The organism is Mycoplana sp. MJR14 (assembly GCF_029210525.1).
Taxonomy (GTDB): domain Bacteria; phylum Pseudomonadota; class Alphaproteobacteria; order Rhizobiales; family Rhizobiaceae; genus Mycoplana.
The window spans coordinates 1-17,475 of sequence record NZ_JARGEO010000019.1 but is presented as its reverse complement, the minus strand read 5'-3'; the positions used below and the strand labels follow the sequence as shown (position 1 = coordinate 17,475).

The 17,475-nt window shown below is 66.1% G+C and carries 24 protein-coding genes; 20 read left to right on the top strand and 4 right to left on the bottom strand.

Translation table 11 applies throughout. The features are described 5' to 3' along the window. Position 1: 1 nt before the first annotated feature. Together P0086_RS24800 and P0086_RS24795 are read left to right on the top strand one after the other, a co-directional pair. Complete coding sequence (locus P0086_RS24800) at positions 2–529, top strand: gluconokinase (protein ID WP_275790764.1); 528 nt, start codon at positions 2–4, stop codon at positions 527–529. A gap of 158 nt (positions 530–687) precedes the next feature. Next, a complete protein-coding gene (locus P0086_RS24795; protein WP_112599178.1) occupies positions 688–1,035 on the top strand; it encodes a RidA family protein in 348 nt (115 codons plus the stop codon). 78 nt (positions 1,036–1,113) lie between these two features. On the opposite strand, the gene P0086_RS24790 is transcribed toward P0086_RS24795, so the two are convergent. Then, complete coding sequence (locus P0086_RS24790) at positions 1,114–1,917, bottom strand: response regulator (RefSeq protein ID WP_112609416.1); 804 nt, start codon at positions 1,915–1,917, stop codon at positions 1,114–1,116. A 149-nt stretch (positions 1,918–2,066) separates the two neighbouring features. On the opposite strand from P0086_RS24790, the gene P0086_RS24785 reads away from it, so the two are divergent. Then, positions 2,067–2,252 carry a NepR family anti-sigma factor gene (locus tag P0086_RS24785; protein ID WP_112599174.1) on the top strand — a complete coding sequence of 62 codons (186 nt, stop codon included), beginning with the start codon at positions 2,067–2,069 and terminating at the stop codon, positions 2,250–2,252. Positions 2,253–2,327: 75 nt separating this feature from the next. Here P0086_RS24785 and P0086_RS24780 read toward each other — a convergent pair whose 3' ends face one another. Both P0086_RS24780 and P0086_RS24775 read right to left on the bottom strand, forming a co-directional pair. Next, a complete protein-coding gene (locus P0086_RS24780) occupies positions 2,328–2,588 on the bottom strand; it encodes a glycine zipper domain-containing protein (RefSeq protein WP_275790761.1) in 261 nt (86 codons plus the stop codon). Between the two features lie 34 nt (positions 2,589–2,622). Further along, entirely contained in the window at positions 2,623–2,778 is a 156-nt protein-coding gene (locus tag P0086_RS24775; RefSeq protein ID WP_112599171.1) for a DUF3309 family protein, read from the bottom strand. Positions 2,779–2,964: 186 nt separating this feature from the next. Between P0086_RS24775 and P0086_RS24770 the strand changes: the two genes are divergently transcribed. Together P0086_RS24770 and P0086_RS24765 are read left to right on the top strand one after the other, a co-directional pair. Next, complete coding sequence (locus tag P0086_RS24770; protein WP_112599170.1) at positions 2,965–3,162, top strand: CsbD family protein; 198 nt, start codon at positions 2,965–2,967, stop codon at positions 3,160–3,162. Positions 3,163–3,318: 156 nt separating this feature from the next. Beyond that, positions 3,319–3,483, top strand: coding sequence for a DUF1328 domain-containing protein (locus P0086_RS24765; RefSeq protein WP_112599168.1), 165 nt, complete (start codon positions 3,319–3,321; stop codon positions 3,481–3,483). Positions 3,484–3,541: 58 nt separating this feature from the next. Here P0086_RS24765 and phnF read toward each other — a convergent pair whose 3' ends face one another. Beyond that, positions 3,542–4,264 carry a phosphonate metabolism transcriptional regulator PhnF gene (phnF, locus tag P0086_RS24760; RefSeq protein ID WP_275790758.1) on the bottom strand — a complete coding sequence of 241 codons (723 nt, stop codon included), beginning with the start codon at positions 4,262–4,264 and terminating at the stop codon, positions 3,542–3,544. Positions 4,265–4,388: 124 nt separating this feature from the next. On the opposite strand from phnF, the gene phnG reads away from it, so the two are divergent. From phnG to P0086_RS24685, 15 genes are all read left to right on the top strand, one after another. Next, positions 4,389–4,859 (top strand): phosphonate C-P lyase system protein PhnG, encoded by a 471-nt coding sequence (phnG, locus tag P0086_RS24755; RefSeq protein ID WP_112599165.1) that lies wholly within the window; start codon positions 4,389–4,391, stop codon positions 4,857–4,859. Then, positions 4,856–5,464: a phosphonate C-P lyase system protein PhnH gene (gene phnH, locus P0086_RS24750; RefSeq protein ID WP_275790779.1), complete on the top strand. Its 609-nt coding sequence runs from the start codon at positions 4,856–4,858 to the stop codon at positions 5,462–5,464. The genes phnG and phnH overlap by 4 nt, the downstream gene beginning before the upstream one ends. A gap of 3 nt (positions 5,465–5,467) precedes the next feature. Then, positions 5,468–6,580 carry a carbon-phosphorus lyase complex subunit PhnI gene (locus P0086_RS24745; RefSeq protein WP_275790756.1) on the top strand — a complete coding sequence of 371 codons (1,113 nt, stop codon included), beginning with the start codon at positions 5,468–5,470 and terminating at the stop codon, positions 6,578–6,580. Next, positions 6,577–7,470, top strand: a complete 894-nt coding sequence (locus tag P0086_RS24740; protein ID WP_275790754.1) for an alpha-D-ribose 1-methylphosphonate 5-phosphate C-P-lyase PhnJ — start codon at positions 6,577–6,579, stop codon at positions 7,468–7,470. The genes P0086_RS24745 and P0086_RS24740 overlap by 4 nt, the downstream gene beginning before the upstream one ends. Continuing rightward, positions 7,467–8,243 carry a phosphonate C-P lyase system protein PhnK gene (gene phnK, locus P0086_RS24735; RefSeq protein WP_112599158.1) on the top strand — a complete coding sequence of 259 codons (777 nt, stop codon included), beginning with the start codon at positions 7,467–7,469 and terminating at the stop codon, positions 8,241–8,243. Before P0086_RS24740 ends, phnK begins: the two co-directional genes overlap by 4 nt. Positions 8,244–8,287: 44 nt before the next feature. Continuing rightward, a complete protein-coding gene (gene phnL / locus P0086_RS24730; RefSeq protein ID WP_275790752.1) occupies positions 8,288–8,995 on the top strand; it encodes a phosphonate C-P lyase system protein PhnL in 708 nt (235 codons plus the stop codon). Further along, positions 8,992–9,609, top strand: a complete 618-nt coding sequence (locus tag P0086_RS24725; protein WP_112609469.1) for a DapH/DapD/GlmU-related protein — start codon at positions 8,992–8,994, stop codon at positions 9,607–9,609. The genes phnL and P0086_RS24725 overlap by 4 nt, the downstream gene beginning before the upstream one ends. Positions 9,610–9,740: 131 nt before the next feature. Continuing rightward, the gene (phnC, locus tag P0086_RS24720) at positions 9,741–10,595 is read left to right on the top strand and encodes a phosphonate ABC transporter ATP-binding protein (protein ID WP_275790749.1); all 855 of its coding nucleotides are present in this window, start codon (positions 9,741–9,743) and stop codon (positions 10,593–10,595) included. A gap of 84 nt (positions 10,596–10,679) precedes the next feature. Beyond that, entirely contained in the window at positions 10,680–11,585 is a 906-nt protein-coding gene (gene phnD / locus P0086_RS24715) for a phosphonate ABC transporter substrate-binding protein (protein WP_112599151.1), read from the top strand. Between the two features lie 84 nt (positions 11,586–11,669). Further along, positions 11,670–12,632 (top strand): phosphonate ABC transporter, permease protein PhnE, encoded by a 963-nt coding sequence (phnE, locus tag P0086_RS24710; RefSeq protein ID WP_148178357.1) that lies wholly within the window; start codon positions 11,670–11,672, stop codon positions 12,630–12,632. A gap of 22 nt (positions 12,633–12,654) precedes the next feature. Then, on the top strand, positions 12,655–14,157 hold the full coding sequence (phnE, locus tag P0086_RS24705) for a phosphonate ABC transporter, permease protein PhnE (protein WP_275790747.1): 1,503 nt from the start codon (positions 12,655–12,657) through the stop codon (positions 14,155–14,157). 89 nt (positions 14,158–14,246) lie between these two features. Further along, the gene (locus P0086_RS24700; protein WP_275790745.1) at positions 14,247–14,957 is read left to right on the top strand and encodes a DUF1045 domain-containing protein; all 711 of its coding nucleotides are present in this window, start codon (positions 14,247–14,249) and stop codon (positions 14,955–14,957) included. 1 nt (position 14,958) lies between these two features. Next, the gene (locus P0086_RS24695) at positions 14,959–16,098 is read left to right on the top strand and encodes an alpha-D-ribose 1-methylphosphonate 5-triphosphate diphosphatase (RefSeq protein WP_112599147.1); all 1,140 of its coding nucleotides are present in this window, start codon (positions 14,959–14,961) and stop codon (positions 16,096–16,098) included. Then, entirely contained in the window at positions 16,095–16,706 is a 612-nt protein-coding gene (phnN, locus tag P0086_RS24690) for a phosphonate metabolism protein/1,5-bisphosphokinase (PRPP-forming) PhnN (protein ID WP_275790743.1), read from the top strand. Before P0086_RS24695 ends, phnN begins: the two co-directional genes overlap by 4 nt. A 75-nt stretch (positions 16,707–16,781) precedes the next feature. Then, positions 16,782–17,288 carry a TIGR00645 family protein gene (locus tag P0086_RS24685; protein ID WP_112599143.1) on the top strand — a complete coding sequence of 169 codons (507 nt, stop codon included), beginning with the start codon at positions 16,782–16,784 and terminating at the stop codon, positions 17,286–17,288. Positions 17,289–17,475: the final 187 nt, after the last annotated feature.

The following is a 17,475-nucleotide window of genomic DNA, read 5'->3' as shown; positions in this document are numbered from 1 at the left end:
CGTGGGTGCGGGCAGGGCCATCGTCGTCATGGGCGTTTCCGGTTGCGGCAAGACCTCGGTCGCCGAGGGACTTGCCGCGGCCCTTCAAGCGGGCTTCCTCGAAGGCGACCGGCTACATCCGCAGGCCAATATCGACAAGATGTCGGAGGGCATTCCGCTGACCGACGCCGACCGCTGGCCCTGGCTCGACCGGATCGGCGCCGAGCTGCACGCGGCCACGGAGGCGGGCTCCGACATCGTCGCCTCCTGCTCGGCCCTGAAACGCGCCTATCGCGACCGCCTGCGGGCGGAAGCGGGCGGCGATCTCGCCTTCGTCTTCCTCCGCGGCAGCCGGGACCTGCTGATCGGCCGCATGCAGCAGCGCCAGGGACACTTCATGCCGGCAAGCCTGCTCGACAGCCAGCTTGCGACCCTGGAGGATCCGAGTGGGGAGGCCGGCGTCGTCACCGTCGACATCGACGCGCCGCTGGAGGCGATCGTCGCGGCGAGCCTCGAGCGCCTGTCCGCGCTATGGCGGCAGCAGCCCTGACGCTGCCGCGGCAGCCCGCCGGGCACAATCGCGCTGGCAAAGCGGCGCCGGCGATCGTATAGACCTTCCGCCGCTTCCGATGCCCGCCGGCGGGTGGTTGCCGCGCTCCCGGAGAGCGCCGGCCACAGGGCTAGACCAACAAAGACAGGAACGAACCGATGACCATTACTCGCTTTGAAACCGGCGCGCGCATGAGCCAGGCCGTCGTCCACAACGGTGTCGTCTATCTGGCCGGCCAGGTCGGCGAACCCGGAGCAGACGTCGCAACCCAGACGAAGCAGGTGCTGGCCTCGATCGATCGCCTGCTGGCGCTGGCCGGCTCGGACAAGACCAAGATCCTCTCCGCCCAGATCTGGATGGCCGACATGGCCGATTTCCAGAAGATGAACGCCGTCTGGGACGCATGGGTCGCCCCGGGGCATGCGCCCGCGCGTGCCACCGGCGAATCCAAGCTGGCCGGCCCCGAATACCTGGTCGAGATCATCGTTACCGCCGCGCAGGCCTGAGCCTGGCGCAGCACAGAAAATGGGGCGGGCCGGTGAACCGGTCCGCCCCTTTTGTTTCATCCGGTCTGAGCCCGGACCTCAGGCACTCTTGGCGAGGCGGGCGTGCTCGTCGAAGAACAGCGCCTGGCTGATCAGCGCCTTGACCATTTCCGGATTGAACGGCTTGGTGACGAGGAAGGCCGGTTCCGGCCGTTCGCCCGTCAGGAGCCGCTCCGGGAAGGCGGTGATGAAGATCACCGGGATGGTGCTCGACTTCAGGATGTCGTTGACGGCGTCGATGCCCGAGCTTCCGTCCGCAAGCTGGATGTCGGCCAGCACCATGCCGGGCTTCTTGCGGTTGTAGAGCTCGATCGCCTCGGAATGCGTCCGCGCGATGCCGGTCACGCGGTGGCCCAGCGCGGTGACCATGTCCTCGATGTCCATCGCGATCAGCGGCTCGTCCTCGATGATCATGACGTCGGTTGCCACCTGCTGCGAGATTTCGCGCGAGGCCTGGTTCAGCGCTTCCTTCACCCCGTCTTCGGAGATGTCGAGGATGTCGGCGCATTCGGCGAGCTCGAAGCCCTCGACGGCGACCAGGAGGAAGGCCTTGCGCGCCGCAGGCGTGACATGGGCGAGATTGGCTGCGGCCTGCCGCTCCCAGCCGAAGGGAGACTCGGCGTTCTGCGGGATGCTCACCGGCATCTTGTCGAAAAGCGTGCAGTAGAGGCGAAAAACGCTGATGCGGTCATTCGATCGCTCCGGGTAAAGCGTTATGTCATCGACAAGCGCTTCGAGCATCGCGGCCACATATGCGTCTCCGGACGTCTGGGATCCCGTCACAGCACGCGAGAATCGCCGCAACAAGGGCAGATGGGGTGCGATACGGGTGGATAGCGACATTGATTTCTCCCTGAATTTGTTTCGAAACGGGCGTGTTTCCTGTAAATTCATCTCACGGAAACGAATTTGGTGCGAAATGAAACCCCGTTCGATACGGGTGCTTTAGGGCCAAACGAAGAATTTGCTCGGGGAGCAAGGAGCACACGGTGATGCGTAAGCCCGCGACAGGCGGTCGAAATCCGGGCAGTTCGATGGATTCCCTCGATCCAAACAGCGTTGTCGGCCGCAAGCTGAAATCCTTCTATGAATCGATCGAGACGGAGCCGCTGCCGGACCAGTTGCTCGATCTTCTCGAAAAGCTGGACGAAGCCGAGCGCAAGTCCCGTTCCAAATAGCATACAGCGCCTCTCCGACCGATACACGCAAAGAAACGGGCCATCGGCCCGTTTCTCTTGTCCTGGTCCCGTCGCCTAGCGGCAGGGTGCTTCATAGCGGCGTCCATAGCGGTCGCGGTAGATGCAGCGGCCGGGCTCGTTGGCATTGCCGATCAGGGCGCCGATCGCGCCGCCGGCCACCGCTCCGACCGCGGCCCCGCCGACCTTGCCCGTGGCGGCCCCGCCGATGATCGCACCGGAAGCGGCACCGATCGTTGCGCCCTTCTCCGTCTGCGTACAGGACGTGACGGCCAGGGCGGACAGGGCGATGACGCTGGCGACGATAAGATTCCTCATTGTTCTGACTTCCTTTCTCAGATTGGCATGTCTGTCAGATGCGTCCCATCAGGACGAGAATAAGCAGAATGACGACGATGAGTCCAAGACCGCCGGACGGCCCGTATCCCCAGCCGCGGCTGTAGCCCCAGTTCGGCAGCGCGCCAATCAGAAGCAGTATGAGGATGATGAGAAGTACCGTACCAAGCATCAAACGTCTCCCCGGAAGCTAACAGTTCCAATTTCAATGGCGGCTAAATGCGCTGCGGGGGACTTTGTTCCCGTGCCGAACAGGAATTCGAAAGCGATGTCGCGACCTTAGGCGCTGCCGGTCGCGGGGAACGATCGCGGCAGCCGTGCGTTTTGCTTCCGTAACCTAGTCCGAAAGGAGATGCACATGAACTGGGACATCATCGAAGGCAAGTGGACCGAGTACAAGGGCAAGGCCCAGGCACAGTGGGGCAAGCTCACGGACGACGATCTGGACGTCATCCAGGGCCGCCGCGTCGAACTCTCCGGCAAGCTCCAGCAGCGCTACGGCATTGCCAAGGACGAGGCCGAGCGCCAGATCGACGAGTGGCAGCGCCGCCACTAGGCATTCCTGGCCGATAGAAAGGCCACCCGGAACCGCCGCGAACGCTCGCGGCGGTTTTTGTTTTTCCGGAAGTGAAACAGTGAAGAAAAGAGGCTGCGGAACTTTTTATCGGCTGCTCCGTTCTTCCCCTCGACAATGAAAAGAGGAGTTCCCGGTATGCTTTACTATGCTGTTGTCTTCCTGGTCATCGCGCTGATCGCAGGCGTTCTTGGCTTCGGTGGCGTTGCCGGCGCATCGGCAGGCATCGCGCAGATCCTGTTCTTCGTGTTCCTGGTTCTGCTGGTCGTATCCCTGCTGTTCGGCTGGTCCAGGCGGGTCTGACGCCTCTCTGAAGGCGTGCGGCGAGGGCGGTGCCAAAGGGCGCCGCCCTCTTGTCGTTTCAGGTTTCCACGAAGAACTTCACCCGGTCCGCAGCAAATCGCGACCGGGAAAACTGTATGGGGGTGCCGTTCGTGTCGGTGTTGATCGCCGTCGTGACGAGCAGGATCGCCCCGGGCGAGAGCTTCAGCAACCGGACATCCGCCCCCTCCGCATGGATCGCCGAAATCTCCGTCGAGCGGCGCACGTAGTCGTCGACGCCGAGTTCCCCCAGCGCCTTGGTGATCGAGCCCGTGCGCTGGTAGGCCGCGCCGATCCCGGCGAAGCGGGCGGCCGGAAAATAGCTCGTCGCCGATGAGATCGGCTTTCCATCGGCAATGCCGAGCGTGTCGAGCCGGATGCAGTCCGTCCCGGCTGCAATCCCGAGCGCGGTGGCGATCACGGGCGATGCCCGTTCGATCGCCTGCTCGATCAGCGTGCTCTGCAGTTCCCGCGCCTGGCCGCCGAGGCCTTGCGAAAAGCGTGTCCGCCGCGAGATCGGAAAGGTCAGCCGGTCGCGCCGCTCGATCAGCGTGCCCACGCCCTGGACCGCCCGCACCATCCCTTCGTCCGCCAGGGCCGCCAGCGCGCTTCGCACCGTATGCCGGTTGACGCCGAATTTCTCCGCCAGCGTCGCCTCCGACGGCATCATGGCGGTGTCGTCATAGTCGCCGTTGTTGATGGCAAGACGCATCCTGTCCGCAATCTGGCGCCACAACGCCACGCCCGATCGGCGCTCGATCATGTCCCACCCCGCATCGTCTTTCCCCCGCTCCGTCACATGCCTGTCATTGTGGCCCGATATGAAAAATCATACGATGTATAGTTGTCTAGATCAATAGACAACTGATGAGACAGGGAGACTGGTGATGGTATCGAGCGTGACCCGCCCCGCATCGGGCATCGCGCCGGAGCGTCGAAAAGCGGCGATGGGGCTGCTGGCAAAGGCGACCCGGCACGAGCTGGACGAGGCCTGGAAGGCCCTGCCGCAGCGGCCGGACGCGGAACCCGTACGCGGGCCGGAAACCGGCCTGGTGATGGTGCGCGGCCGGATCGGCGGCGGCGGCCAGCCGTTCAACCTCGGCGAGGTGACGGCGACACGCGCCAGCGTGCGCCTCGATGGCGTGGTCGGCCATGGCCAGGCGCTCGGCACCGACGGCGAGAAGGCCCGGCTGGCTGCGGTGTTCGACGCGCTGCTGCAACTGCCGGAACATGCGCCGGCGGTCGAGCGGCTGCTGGCCGACATCGCCGCACGCATCGCCGCCGAGGATGCGCGCAAGGCACGCGAGACGGCCGCGACCCGCGTCGATTTCTTCACCATGGTCCGGGGAGACGACTGATGACGGATACGCAGATCTTTTCCGGCGCCTTCGCCGAGCCGGTCTTTGCCGCCCAGTCGGTGTTTCGCACGATCATGGACTGCATGGCCCGTCCGGGCACGGTCGGCATGGTCGCCGCTGCCGCGCGGCCGCCGCAGCCGCTCGGCTCCACCGCCGGGGCGGTCGCACTGACGCTCTGCGACCACGACACGCCCGTCTGGCTGACGCCGAAGCTTGCAAAGTCGAAACTGCCCGGCTGGCTGTCGTTCCACACGGGGGCCGCCGTCACCGAAGACAAGCACGAGGCCCGCTTCGCATTCGTCGAACAGGGTGCGGCCGTGCCGGGCTTCGGCCTGTTCTCGCAAGGCACGCAGGAGTATCCCGACCGTTCCACGACGCTGGTGGTCGAGATCGACGCCTTCGAGGGCGGCCGGCCGTTGGAGCTTGCGGGCCCCGGCATCCGCGAAACGATAAAGGTCGCCCCGCAGGGTCTGCCGGACACCTTCGTGGCGCTGGCCGCGGCCAACCGGGCGATGTTTCCCCGCGGCATCGACCTGATCCTGGTCGCCGGCGACCGCGTCCTGTGCCTGCCGCGCACCACCGTCATCAACAGCCGGGAGGCCTGAGCCATGTATGTCGCCGTCAAGGGCGGAGAGACCGCCATTGCCAACGCCCATCGCCTCCTGGCCGACCGCCGTCGTGGCGACCGGTCGCTGCCGTCGATCACGATCGAGCAGATCGTCGCCCAGCTGGGCCTCGCCGTCGATCGGGTCATGGCCGAGGCTTCGCTCTACGACCGCGCCATCGCCGCCCTCGCCATCCGCCAGTCGCGCGGCGACATGATCGAGGCGATCTTCATCCTGCGCGCCTACCGTACGACGCTGCCGCGCTTCGGCTATTCGGTGCCGGTGGAGACCGCCGCGATGCTGGTCGAGCGTCGCGTCTCCGCCACCTACAAGGACCTGCCCGGCGGACAGCTGCTCGGCCCGACCTTCGACTACACCCACCGCCTGCTCGATCCCGCACTGCTGCAGGACGGGCCGGTCGAGGAGCCGTTGCAGCGCGACGGCGAACAGGAGCCGGTGATGCGCGTCGCCGATATCCTGGCGGGCGAGGACCTCGTCGAGGGTGACGGCGACCTGCCGGCGGGCCACGTGCCGGGCGATCTGACGCGCGAGCCGCTGGAGTTCCCGATGCCGCGCGACCTGCGCCTGCAGGCGCTCGCCCGCGGCGACGAGGGGTTCCTGCTTTCGCTCGGCTATTCCACCCAGCGCGGTTACGGCAACAACCACCCCTTCGTCGGCGAGGTCCGCATGGGCGAGGTCGAGGTGGAGCTGGAGCTCCCCGAACTCGGCTTCGCCGTCTCGCTCGGCCGCATCCAGGTCACCGAGTGCCAGATGATCACCCAGTTCAAGGGCTCGGCGAAGAGCCCGCCGCAGTTCACCCGCGGCTATGGCCTCGTCTTCGGCCAGAACGAGCGCAAGGCGATGTCGATGTCGCTGGTCGACCGCGCGCTCCGCACCGCCGAGTTCGAGGAGGACGTCGTCTCGCCCGCGCAGGACGAGGAATTCGTCATCTCGCACGCCGACAACGTGCAGGCGACGGGTTTCGTCGAACACCTGAAGCTGCCGCACTACGTCGATTTCCAGGCCGAACTCGACCTCATGCGAAGGATGCGGCGGGAATACGAAGCGAAAAGCACCGAGGAGCCCGGGGATGACGTGCTGGAGGCCGCCCAATGAGCGCGATACCGACCGAACTTGCCACCTACAACTTCGCCTATCTCGACGAGCAGACCAAGCGGATGATCCGCCGGGCGATCCTGAAGGCGATCGCGATCCCGGGCTACCAGGTGCCTTTCGCCTCGCGCGAGATGCCGATGCCCTATGGCTGGGGCACCGGCGGCGTGCAGGTGACGGCAGCGATCCTGGGGCCCGAGGACGTGCTCAAGGTCATCGACCAGGGGGCGGACGACACCACCAACGCCGTCTCGATCCGCGCCTTCTTCCAGAAGGTGGCGAACGTCGCGGTGACGACGAGGACGCGCGAGGCGACGATCATCCAGACCCGCCACCGCATCCCCGAGGAGAAGCTGACGGCCGGGCAGACGCTGGTCTACCAGGTGCCGATCCCCGAGCCCTTGCGCTTCCTCGAGCCGCGCGAGACCGAGACCCGCAAGATGCACGCGCTCGAGGAATACGGGCTGATGCACGTCAAGCTCTACGAGGACATCGCCAGGAACGGCCACATCGCCACGACCTATTCCTATCCGGTCAAGGTGGAGGGGCGCTACGTGATGAGCCCGTCGCCGACGCCGAAATTCGACAATCCGAAGATGCACATGTCGGAGGCGCTGCAGCTCTTCGGCGCCGGCCGCGAGAAGCGCATCTACGCCGTGCCGCCCTTCACCGAGGTCGTCAGCCTCGATTTCGAGGACCACCCCTTCGAGGTCCAGACGTTCGACCGCCCCTGCGCGCTGTGCGGCGCGGAGAACGTCTACCTCGACGAAGTGGTGCTCGACGACCGCGGCGGGCGGATGTTCGTCTGCTCGGACACCGACCACTGCGAGGACCGCCGCGACCACGGCCCCTGCGGCACGATGCTGGCCTATGACAAGGATGCCATCCGATGACCGACGCCCCGCTTCTCAAGGCCCGCGACATCTCGAAGTTCTACGGCGCCCGCATCGGCTGCCGCAACGTCTCCTTCGACCTCTGGCCGGGCGAAGTTCTCGCCATCGTCGGCGAATCCGGTTCCGGCAAGACGACGCTGCTGAACTGCCTCGCCACTCGGCTGATGCCGACCTCCGGCACGATCGAATACCGCAGCCGCGACGGCCAGATGCGCGACCTCGCCCGCATGGGCGAGGCCGAGCGGCGCTTCCTGATGCGCACCGACTGGGGTTTCGTCCACCAGAACCCCGCCGACGGCCTGCGCATGACGGTCTCGGCCGGTGCCAATGTCGGCGAGCGGCTGATGGCGGTCGGCGAGCGCCACTACGGCAACATCCGGGAGACCGCCGGCGACTGGCTGCGCCGCGTCGAGATCGGCATCGACCGCATCGACGACCAGCCGCGCGCCTTTTCCGGAGGCATGCGCCAGCGTCTGCAGATCGCCCGCAACCTCGTCACCGCGCCCCGCCTCGTGTTCATGGACGAGCCGACCGGCGGGCTCGATGTCTCGGTGCAGGCGCGCCTGCTCGATCTCGTCCGCGGTCTCGTCCACGACCTCGGCCTGTCGGCGATCGTCGTCACCCACGACCTCGCCGTCGCGCGACTCCTGTCGCACCGGATGATGGTGATGAAGGACGGCCAGGTGATCGAGCACGGCCTGACCGACCGTGTCCTCGACGATCCGCGCGAAGCCTACACCCAGCTTCTCGTCTCCTCCATCCTGCAGGTCTGACCGGGCCGGCGCCGCCCGGCATAAAGCTTAGAAGGAAATCGATCATGGCGACGCCACTCGTCGTATCCGAAGTCGCAAAGAGCTTCACCATGCACCTGAGGGACGGCATCCGCCTGCCGGTCGTCTCCAACGTCAGCTTCTCCGTCAAGGCCGGCGAGTGCGTCGTCCTCGGCGGTCCGTCCGGCATCGGCAAGAGCTCGCTCCTGAAGATGGTCTACGGCAACTACGGCGTCGACGGCGGCCAGATCCTGGTCGGGCACGAGGATCGCGTCATCGACCTTGCCGCCGCCGATCCGCGCACGGTGCTTGCCGTCCGCCGCGTCACGCTCGGCTATGTCAGCCAGTTCCTGCGCGTCGTGCCGCGGGTGGCAGCCATCGACGTCGTGGCCGAGCCGCTGGTCGCCGGCGGCGAGAGCCCGGTTACCGCCCGCGAAAAAGCCGAGGAGATGCTGGCCCGGCTCAATCTCCCCCGCGAGCTCTGGCAGCTTCCGCCCGCCACCTTCTCCGGCGGCGAGCAGCAGCGCGTCAACATTGCCCGCGGCTTCATCACCGGCCACCGCATCCTCCTGCTCGACGAGCCGACCGCCTCGCTGGACGCGAAGAACCGCGAGATCGTCGTCGACATGATCGAGGAGAAGAAGCGGGCAGGGGTGGCGCTGCTCGGTATCTTCCATGATGACGACGTGCGCACCGAGGTCGCCGACCGGATCGTCGATGTCTCCGCCTTCTCGCCCCGGAGGGTTGCCGCATGACCAGGCTTTCGGAACACACCCCGCTCGTCCATTCCACCGCTTCTGTCACCGACTGCACGCTCGGCCGCTTCGTCGAGATCTCCGAGCGCTGCCGCATCAGCGAGACCGAGCTCGGCGACTATTCCTACATCATGGAGGACGGCTCGGTCTGGTGCGCCACGATCGGCAAGTTCGCCAACATCGCCTCCTCGGTCCGCATCAACGCCACCAACCATCCGATGTGGCGGGCGACGCTGCACCACTTCACCTATCGCGCCGCCGACTACTGGGAGGATGCCGACAAGGAGGAGGAGTTCTTCGCCTGGCGCCGTGCGCACCGCGTCGTCATCGGCCACGACGTCTGGATCGGCCACGGAGCGACGATCCTGCCCGGCGTCACGGTCGGCAACGGCGCGATCATCGGCTCCGGCGCGGTCGTGACCAGGGACGTCGCCCCCTACACGATCGTCGGCGGCGTGCCGGCGAAGCTGATCCGCGAGCGCTTCGGACGCGATATTGCCGAGCGTTTCGAAAGGCTTGCCTGGTGGGACTGGGAACACGCCCGCCTGCGTGTCGCACTCGACGATTTCCGTGCGCTCGACGCCGATGCCTTCCTTGTCAAATACGGCGCCTGAAGGTCTCGGAAACTCTGAAAATCCGGGCTTCGTGGATTGTTATCAAACGGACATGAAACTGACATTCGGGCTTCATTGACCGCCTTTAAAGCCGCAGCAGTGTCACTGAACAAGCCTCGAAAGGGGAAGCCATGTTTCGCCTGATGAACGTCACGCGCCGGTTCGGCGGCAAGGCCGCGGTCAGCGCCGTCAGCGTCGACATTCCCCAGGGCCAGATGGTCGGGGTCATCGGCCGGTCGGGTGCGGGCAAGTCGACTATGCTGCGCATGATCAACCGGCTCGTCGACCCGACCGAGGGCTCGATCCGTTTCGGCGACATCGAGGTCTCGTCGCTCAGGGGCGCGGCGTTGCGAAACTGGCAGCGCGACTGCGCGATGATCTTCCAGCAGTTCAACCTCGTGCCACGCCTCGACGTTCTGACCAACGTCCTGCTCGGCCGCCTCAACCATCGCTCCACCGCGCTCAGCCTCCTCAACATGTTCACCCGCGAGGAGCGCATCATGGCGATCACGGCCCTGGAGCGGCTCGGCATCGAACAGACAGCCCTGCAGATGGCCGGAACGCTGTCGGGCGGCCAGCAGCAGCGCGTGGCGATCGCGCGTGCGCTGATGCAGCAGCCGAAGATGGTGCTGGCCGACGAGCCGATCGCCTCGCTCGATCCGCTGAACGCCAAGGTGGTGATGGATGCGCTGCGCGACATCAACGAGCGCGAGGGCATCACGGTCATCACCAACCTGCACACGCTCGATACCGCCCGCAACTACTGCGAACGCATCATCGGCATGTCGGCCGGCAGGGTCGTCTTCGACGGCGCGCCGCGCGATCTCGATGCCGATGCGGTGCGCGCGATCTACGGCACCGGCGCGGACGGGTCCGAGATCGACGAGACGATGACGTCCACCAGCATCCGCGGTGCCGGCGCACCCGTGCAGGACAACGTCAAGGAATCCGCCGGCGTGACGCCGCTGGCACTGGCGGGCATCTGACGCCCGCCGGGATCGAACGGCCCGCGTCAAGGGCTGCATACATTCCCAGAGCCGGCGGGGGCCGGCCAAACAGGAGAGAAGTCCATGCTGAAGAAAGCTCTTTTCGGCGCCGTCGCCCTTCTGGCGCTGGTCGGCCATGCCCAGGCGGAAGACCTGAAGGAATTCCGCGTCGGCATCATCGGCGGCGAGAACGAAGCCGACCGCCTGCGCAACTACCAATGCATCGGCGATCACCTGAAGGCCGAGCTCGGCTTCGAGAAGGTCTCCTTCTTCCCCGCCGCCGACTATGACGGCGTCATCCAGGGCCTCCTCGGCGGCACGCTCGACTACGCCGAGCTCGGCGCTTCCGGCTTTGCCAAGATCTACCTGGAAAATCCGCAGGCCGTCGAACCGATCCTGACGACCGTCCAGACCGACGGTTCGACCGGCTACCACTCGATCATGGTTGCCCGCAAGGACAGCGGCATCACCAAGCTCGAGGACCTGAAGGGCAAGAAGCTCGGCTTCGCCGATCCGGACTCCACCTCCGGCTACCTCATCCCGCTCGTCACGCTGCCGGAATCGATCGGCGCGCCGGTCAAGGAATACTTCGCCGAGACCGGCTTCGGCGGCGGTCACGAGAACCTCGTCCTCGAAGTGATGAAGGGCACCTTCGACGCCGGCACGACCTTCGGTTCGGGCGTCGGCGAGTGGAAGGACGGCTACACCTCCGGCAACCTGCACAAGATGGTCGAGAAGGGCATCCTCGACATGAACGATGTCGTCGAGATCTGGAAGTCGCCGCTGATCCCGAACGGCCCGATCGTCGTCCGCAGCTCGATGGCCGACGACATGAAGGCCAAGTTCAAGCAGTTCATGCTCGACCTGCCGAAGAAGGACGCAGCCTGCTTCTCCGCCGTCATGGGCGGCGACTTCACCTCGTTCACCGAGGTCAACGTCGACTTCTACAAGCCGATCATCGACGCCCGCAAGGCGACGATCGGCGGCTGATCCGACCGCAATCGATCCGGACGCCGGCCGGACCTCTGGCCGGCGTCTTCATTCCTGGTGATACAAGCGATGCGGGACGGCGGGATGGCTGCGAACACGCTACCGAAGGACTTCAGCGAGAGCGGTGCGCTGATCGAGCGCCACTGGCAGGAGCTTGCAGCCCGCCGGCGGGTCTACTCCTGGCTCGGCCTCTCCCTCCTCGTGCTGGCGCTCGGCGGTTCGCTCTGGTTCGCCAACGAGACGAATGCCGGAAAGTTCTTCGACCGCCTGCCGTATCTCTTCGATTTCGTCGGCGACATCATCCCGCGCGACGGATCGGAGATCTTCCGGGCGCTCTTCGACCTCCCTTCGCCCTATGACGACGGCAGCTTCAAGTACAACTATCCCGAAGGCCGTCTCTACATCACCGACAGCCTCTACGTGCCGGAGTATTTCTACAAGATGCTGGAGACGCTCAACATCGCGATCTTCTCCACCATCGTCGGCACCGCGATCGGCTTCGTGCTCTGCTTCCTTGCCTCCCGCAACCTCATGCCGAACTGGTTCGTGCGCGGCTTCGTCCGCCGCACCATGGAAATCCTGCGCGCCTTTCCCGAGGTGGTGCTCGCCGGCTTCTTCCTGGCGATCCTGTCGCTGGGCCCGCTGCCGGCGGTCATCGCGGTCTCCATCCACACCATCGGCGCGCTCGGCAAGCTCTTCTTCGAGGTGGTCGAAAATGCCGACATGAAGGCGGAGGAGGGCCTGCGCGCCGTCGGCGCCAGCTGGATCGAGCGCGTCTGGTTCGCGATCGTCCCACAGGTCCTGCCGAACTTCATCAGCTACTTCCTGCTGCGGCTGGAGATCAACGTTCGCGCCTCCACGATCATCGGTGCCGTCGGCGGCGGCGGCATCGGCGAACTGCTGCGCCTGTCGATCGGCCAGAACCACGAGGCCAAGACGCTCGCGATCGTGCTCCTGCTGTTCTGCACGATCGTCGCCGTCGACCAGTTGTCCGCCTGGGCCAGGCGCCGCCTCGTCGGCGACCAGGCCTTCCAGCTCGCCCAGTGAGAAGAAAGGGATGGACAGGACGATGACCAAGCTTCACCTGGCCGAGATGGACGAGATCGCCGCCCGTCATCCGGAGATCTTCCACCGGTCCTTCTGGTCGCGTTTCCGCGTGCCGCTGATCGTGCTCGGCGCGGTGCTCTACGGCGTCTATTGCTGGTGGTTCTTCGCCGTGGGCGCCGTGCTGGCCAATGCCAACTGGTCGCTCGCCGGCACCTACCTCGCCGATTGGGTCTCCTACGAGGTCCGCCCCGAGATCCGCATGGACGGCCACGGCACGATGCAGATCGTCTACCCGCGCTTCTCCCCGCTCGGCGACAATCCGAACCCCGACTGGCTGGTCGCCGAACGCGAGACGGTGACCCGCACGATCGAGACGCCGGCGGCAGCGCGCCCGGCCGCCCCGAAGTCGACGACGAGCTTCATGGCTCCTGGCGCGGCACTCGGCGGTTCGGCCGCCGCCGCGACCGGCGCACCGGCGACCGAGACCCGCTCCGAGGAGGTCGTGATCCGCGCCGAGATCGCCATGGGCCGCTCGACCCATATCGAGGTGCTGCCCGGAGAGGTCACCGTGCAGCACGGCGGCGAGAGCCTGCGCGCGACGATGAGCGACGGGAAGGTCGTCCCCGAGACCGAGCCCCTGCCGCGCTGGGCGGTGCAGAAGCGTCCGGGCGAAAAGATCATCCTGTCCTTCGGCATGGCCGGCTGGGCGGAGATCGACGCCACCGAAGTCAGCATCCGCAAGCGCTTCCTCGGCTGGGCTAACTTCATCTTCGACACCCGCTCGCCCTTCTTCGGCAGGCCTGCCGCGGACGTGTTCGCGCTGATCGCCTGGGGCGAGCGCATCGATCCGCAGCGCTCCAACCTCTCGCTCGCCTGGAACAACATCCTCTACAATTCGGAATGGCAGCACCTCGACGTCTGGACGAAGCTGTTGCAGACGATCGTCATGGCCTTCGTCGGCACCGTGCTGGCGACGCTCGTGGCCTTTCCGCTGGCCTTCGTCGCGGCCCGCAACATCACCCGCAACCGGTTCTTCAACCAGCTGACGAAGCGCTTCTTCGACTTCCAGCGGTCCGTCGACATGCTGATCTGGGCGCTGTTCTTCACCCGTGCCTTTGGTCCCGGGCCGCTCGCCGGCATATCGGCCATCTTCTTCACCGACACCGGAACGCTCGGTAAGCTCTATTCCGAGGCGCTCGAGAACATCGACGACAAGCAGCGCGAGGGCGTCAAGTCCGTGGGCGCGCCGAGCGTCGCCGTCCAGCGCTTCGGCGTCCTGCCGCAGGTCCTGCCGGTCTTCGCCTCGCAGGCCCTGTATTTCTGGGAATCCAACACCCGCTCGGCCACGATCATCGGCGCCGTCGGCGCCGGCGGCATCGGTTTGAAACTGTGGGAGGCGATGCGGACCAATTCGGATTGGGAGAACGTCGCCTATATGGTGGTCCTGATCCTGATCGTGGTCTTCATCTTCGACGGCATCTCGAACGCGCTGCGGTCCCGGCTGATCGGCCGCAGCCACCATTGAGAGGAATGGAAATCGCCACCGGCAATGGCATGATGCTGCCACACGAATCTCGTCTAAGGCGCGCCAGCAACCAAACAGGAATTCTGATTGTGCGATATGCCCTCTATTTCACTCCGGCGGCGAGCGACAGTCTGACGCTTTCGGCCGCCCGCTGGCTCGGCCGCAACGCCTTCAACGGCGCCCCGCTCGATCAGCCGGCCGCGACCGGCTTCGACCGGCCGGCACTGAAGGCGCTCACGGCGGATCCGCGCCGCTATGGCTTTCACGCCACGCTGAAGGCGCCCTTCGAGCTCGCCGACGGCCGCAGCGAGGCCGAGCTCGTGGCCGAGGTCGCCCGCTTCGCCTCCGATTTCGAGGGCTTCGAGATTCCGCAGGTCGTCGTCGGCCGTCTCGGCTCCTTCTTCGCGCTCGTTCCGGCCACAGAATGCGCGCCGCTGCAGGCCTTCGCCGGCGAGGTCGTGCGCCGCTTCGAGGATTTCCGTGCGCCGCTCTCCTCCGCCGACATCGCAAGGCGCAGGCCGGACGAGCTTTCCAGCGAGGAGCGCCAGAACCTGGTGCAGTGGGGCTATCCCTACGTCTTCGACACCTTCCGTTTCCACATGACGCTGACGGGCCGCGTGCCGGCCGAGGATGCGCCGGCGATGGAAGACGCGCTGCTGCGGTATTTCGCAGACTTTCACGGCCGTCCGCTTGCCATCTCGGCCATCGCCCTTTTCCGCGAACCCTCCCGCGGGGCAGATTTCACCGTGCATTCGCTGTTTCCCCTGACCGGCGGAGCCGCCAACAGAAAGATCGCCTGACATGTCGACCGAACTGACCCTCACCAATGCCAGGATCGTGCTGGAGGACGAGATCGTCCACGGCGCGGTCCTGATCCGCGACGGCCTGATCGCCGAAATCTCCGGGAAGCCGACCGCGACCGGCGAGGACATGGGCGGCGACTATCTGCTGCCGGGCCTCGTCGAGCTGCACACCGACCACCTCGAAGCGCACTATTCGCCGCGCCCGGGCGTGCGCTGGAACACGACCGCGGCCATCCAGGCCCACGATGCCCAGGTCGCATCCTCCGGCATCACCACCGTCTTCGACTGCCTGCGCATGGGCTCGGACGAGGACGGCGGCTTCGAGAAGGGCGAGATGCGCGCCATGGCCGATGCGCTCGCCGAGGCGGGCAGGGACGACCGGCTGCGCGCCGACCACCTGATCCATCTGCGCTGCGAAGTCTCCACCGACAATGTCCTCGACCATTTCGGCGAGTTCGAGGACGATCCGCAGGTCCGCCTGGTCTCGCTGATGGACCATGCGCCGGGCCAGCGCCAGTTCCAGACGATGGAACAGTACACGCTCTACTACAAGACCAAGCGGGGCATGACCGACGAGGCATTCGCCGAGTTCTGCCGCCGCCAGCAGGAGCTCTCCGCCCGCTACGCCAAGCCGCATCGCGACGCGATCGCCGCCCATTGCGCGGCCCGCGGCATCGCCGTGGCGAGCCATGACGATGCCACGCTCGCCCATGTCGAGGAGGCGATCGGCTACGGCATCCGGCTGGCCGAGTTTCCGACCAGCGTCGAGGCGGCGAAGGCCTCGCACGGGGCGGGCATGAGCGTCCTGATGGGCGCGCCGAACATCGTCCGCGGCAAGTCGCATTCGGGCAACATCGCCGCCCGCGACCTCGCCACCATGGGCGTGCTCGACGTGCTCTCCTCCGACTACGTGCCGCTCAGCCTGATCCAGGCGCCCTTCATGCTCGCCGACGAGAACGAGGCGATCAGCCTGCCGAAGGCGATCGCCATGGTCTCGGCGACGCCGGCCCGCACCGTCGGCCTCGATGATCGCGGCCGTATCGCCGTCGGCCTGCGCGCCGATCTCGTCCGCGTGCGCCGTCCCGATGGCGTCCCGGTCGTCCGTTCCGTCTGGCGCCAGGGTGCGCGCGTGGCATGACGGGCAGGGCAGGGACGGCGCCCGGGGATGCCGCGGCGGCTGCGACCGGCGGCCGGACGGGCGCGGTGATCGTCGTCGTCGGGCCGAGCGGTGCCGGCAAGGACAGCGTGATGGGCTACGCTGCCCGGCATTTCGCCGGTGACGATCGCTTTGTCTTCGCAAGACGGGTGATCACCCGCCCGTCGGACGCGGGCGGCGAGGCGCATATCGGCGTCGACACGGCCGCCTTCGCGCGGATGAAGGAGGAGGGCGGCTTTTGCGTCTCCTGGGAAGCGCACGGCCTGTGCTACGGCGTTCCGGCCGCGGTCCAGGCACAGATCGCGCAGGGCGCGGTGGTGATCGTCAACGGCAGCCGGCAGGCGCTTTGCGCCTTCGTCGATGCCTTCCCGCGCCTGAAGGTCGTCACCATCACCGCCCATGCGGAGGTGCGGGCCGAGCGGCTCGCGCGGCGTGGCCGTGAAAGCGGCGAGGCCATTGCCGGGCGGCTCGACCGGCAGCCGCGCGGGCCGGACCTCGACCTGGACCAGGTCACCATCGACAACAGCGGCCCGCTGGAGTTGGCGGGCGACGCCTTCGTCCGCCTGCTCGATCAAACCCTTCGGGACTGAGCCGCCCGCACTTGCCCGATTTCCGCCCTTTGGCTAATCAGGGCGGTGCAAATCGAAGCCATTGACGGAGACACCATGAAGTCCCTCGAAATCCTGGTCGAACGGATCATCCTCTCCAGCCGGTGGATCCTGGTCGCTTTCTACCTCGGGCTGGTCGCCGCACTCGCCGTCTATGCGGTGTCCTTCGCCTACAAGTTCTTCAAGGTGGCCAAGAACGTCTTCGTCTTCGACGACGCGCAGATGATCCTGGCCATGCTCGGCCTGATCGACGCCGCCCTGGTGGCGAGCCTCATCCTGATGGTGATGATTTCCGGCTACGAGAACTTCGTCAGCCGCTTCGACGAGGCGGAAGCCGACGTATCCTTCCTCGGCAAGCTCGATTCCGGCAGCCTGAAGATCAAGGTGGCCTCCTCGATCGTGGCCATTTCCTCCATCCACCTGCTCCAGGTGTTTCTCAACGCCCAGCAGTTCACCGACACGCAGCTGATGTGGCTGACCTTCATGCACCTGGCCTTCGTCGCCTCCGCCGTGCTGCTGGGCTTCCTGGAGAAGATCATGACGCAGCTGAAGATCAAGGCCTGACGCTTGGTCAACGGGATCGGCCCTCGAGGGGGCGACGGGAAACCGGAGGGCGCCGCGGGAAACCGCCGGCGCCTTTTGCATGTCAATGGGACCGATCGGCTTTGTCCCCGCAATTCGACCAATGAACCGCGCATCGGGGATGTTTCTCTGCCCGATTCCTAAAATGAACTTTCTGCGACATTTTTGA

Coding starts and splice junctions, on each gene's coding strand:
- phnK (WP_112599158.1), top strand. CDS start 7,467: ATGACCGACGCCCCGCTTCTCAAGGCCCGCGACATCTCGAAGTTCTAC.
- P0086_RS24745 (WP_275790756.1), top strand. CDS start 5,468: ATGTATGTCGCCGTCAAGGGCGGAGAGACCGCCATTGCCAACGCCCAT.
- P0086_RS24725 (WP_112609469.1), top strand. CDS start 8,992: ATGACCAGGCTTTCGGAACACACCCCGCTCGTCCATTCCACCGCTTCT.
- P0086_RS24740 (WP_275790754.1), top strand. CDS start 6,577: ATGAGCGCGATACCGACCGAACTTGCCACCTACAACTTCGCCTATCTC.
- phnL (WP_275790752.1), top strand. CDS start 8,288: ATGGCGACGCCACTCGTCGTATCCGAAGTCGCAAAGAGCTTCACCATG.
- P0086_RS24775 (WP_112599171.1), bottom strand. CDS start 2,778: ATGCTTGGTACGGTACTTCTCATCATCCTCATACTGCTTCTGATTGGC.
- P0086_RS24780 (WP_275790761.1), bottom strand. CDS start 2,588: ATGAGGAATCTTATCGTCGCCAGCGTCATCGCCCTGTCCGCCCTGGCC.
- P0086_RS24785 (WP_112599174.1), top strand. CDS start 2,067: ATGCGTAAGCCCGCGACAGGCGGTCGAAATCCGGGCAGTTCGATGGAT.
- phnG (WP_112599165.1), top strand. CDS start 4,389: ATGGTATCGAGCGTGACCCGCCCCGCATCGGGCATCGCGCCGGAGCGT.
- phnE (WP_275790747.1), top strand. CDS start 12,655: ATGACCAAGCTTCACCTGGCCGAGATGGACGAGATCGCCGCCCGTCAT.
- P0086_RS24790 (WP_112609416.1), bottom strand. CDS start 1,917: ATGTCGCTATCCACCCGTATCGCACCCCATCTGCCCTTGTTGCGGCGA.
- P0086_RS24795 (WP_112599178.1), top strand. CDS start 688: ATGACCATTACTCGCTTTGAAACCGGCGCGCGCATGAGCCAGGCCGTC.
- phnN (WP_275790743.1), top strand. CDS start 16,095: ATGACGGGCAGGGCAGGGACGGCGCCCGGGGATGCCGCGGCGGCTGCG.
- phnD (WP_112599151.1), top strand. CDS start 10,680: ATGCTGAAGAAAGCTCTTTTCGGCGCCGTCGCCCTTCTGGCGCTGGTC.
- phnC (WP_275790749.1), top strand. CDS start 9,741: ATGTTTCGCCTGATGAACGTCACGCGCCGGTTCGGCGGCAAGGCCGCG.
- P0086_RS24770 (WP_112599170.1), top strand. CDS start 2,965: ATGAACTGGGACATCATCGAAGGCAAGTGGACCGAGTACAAGGGCAAG.
- P0086_RS24685 (WP_112599143.1), top strand. CDS start 16,782: ATGAAGTCCCTCGAAATCCTGGTCGAACGGATCATCCTCTCCAGCCGG.
- phnF (WP_275790758.1), bottom strand. CDS start 4,264: ATGATCGAGCGCCGATCGGGCGTGGCGTTGTGGCGCCAGATTGCGGAC.
- P0086_RS24765 (WP_112599168.1), top strand. CDS start 3,319: ATGCTTTACTATGCTGTTGTCTTCCTGGTCATCGCGCTGATCGCAGGC.
- phnE (WP_148178357.1), top strand. CDS start 11,670: ATGGCTGCGAACACGCTACCGAAGGACTTCAGCGAGAGCGGTGCGCTG.
- P0086_RS24695 (WP_112599147.1), top strand. CDS start 14,959: ATGTCGACCGAACTGACCCTCACCAATGCCAGGATCGTGCTGGAGGAC.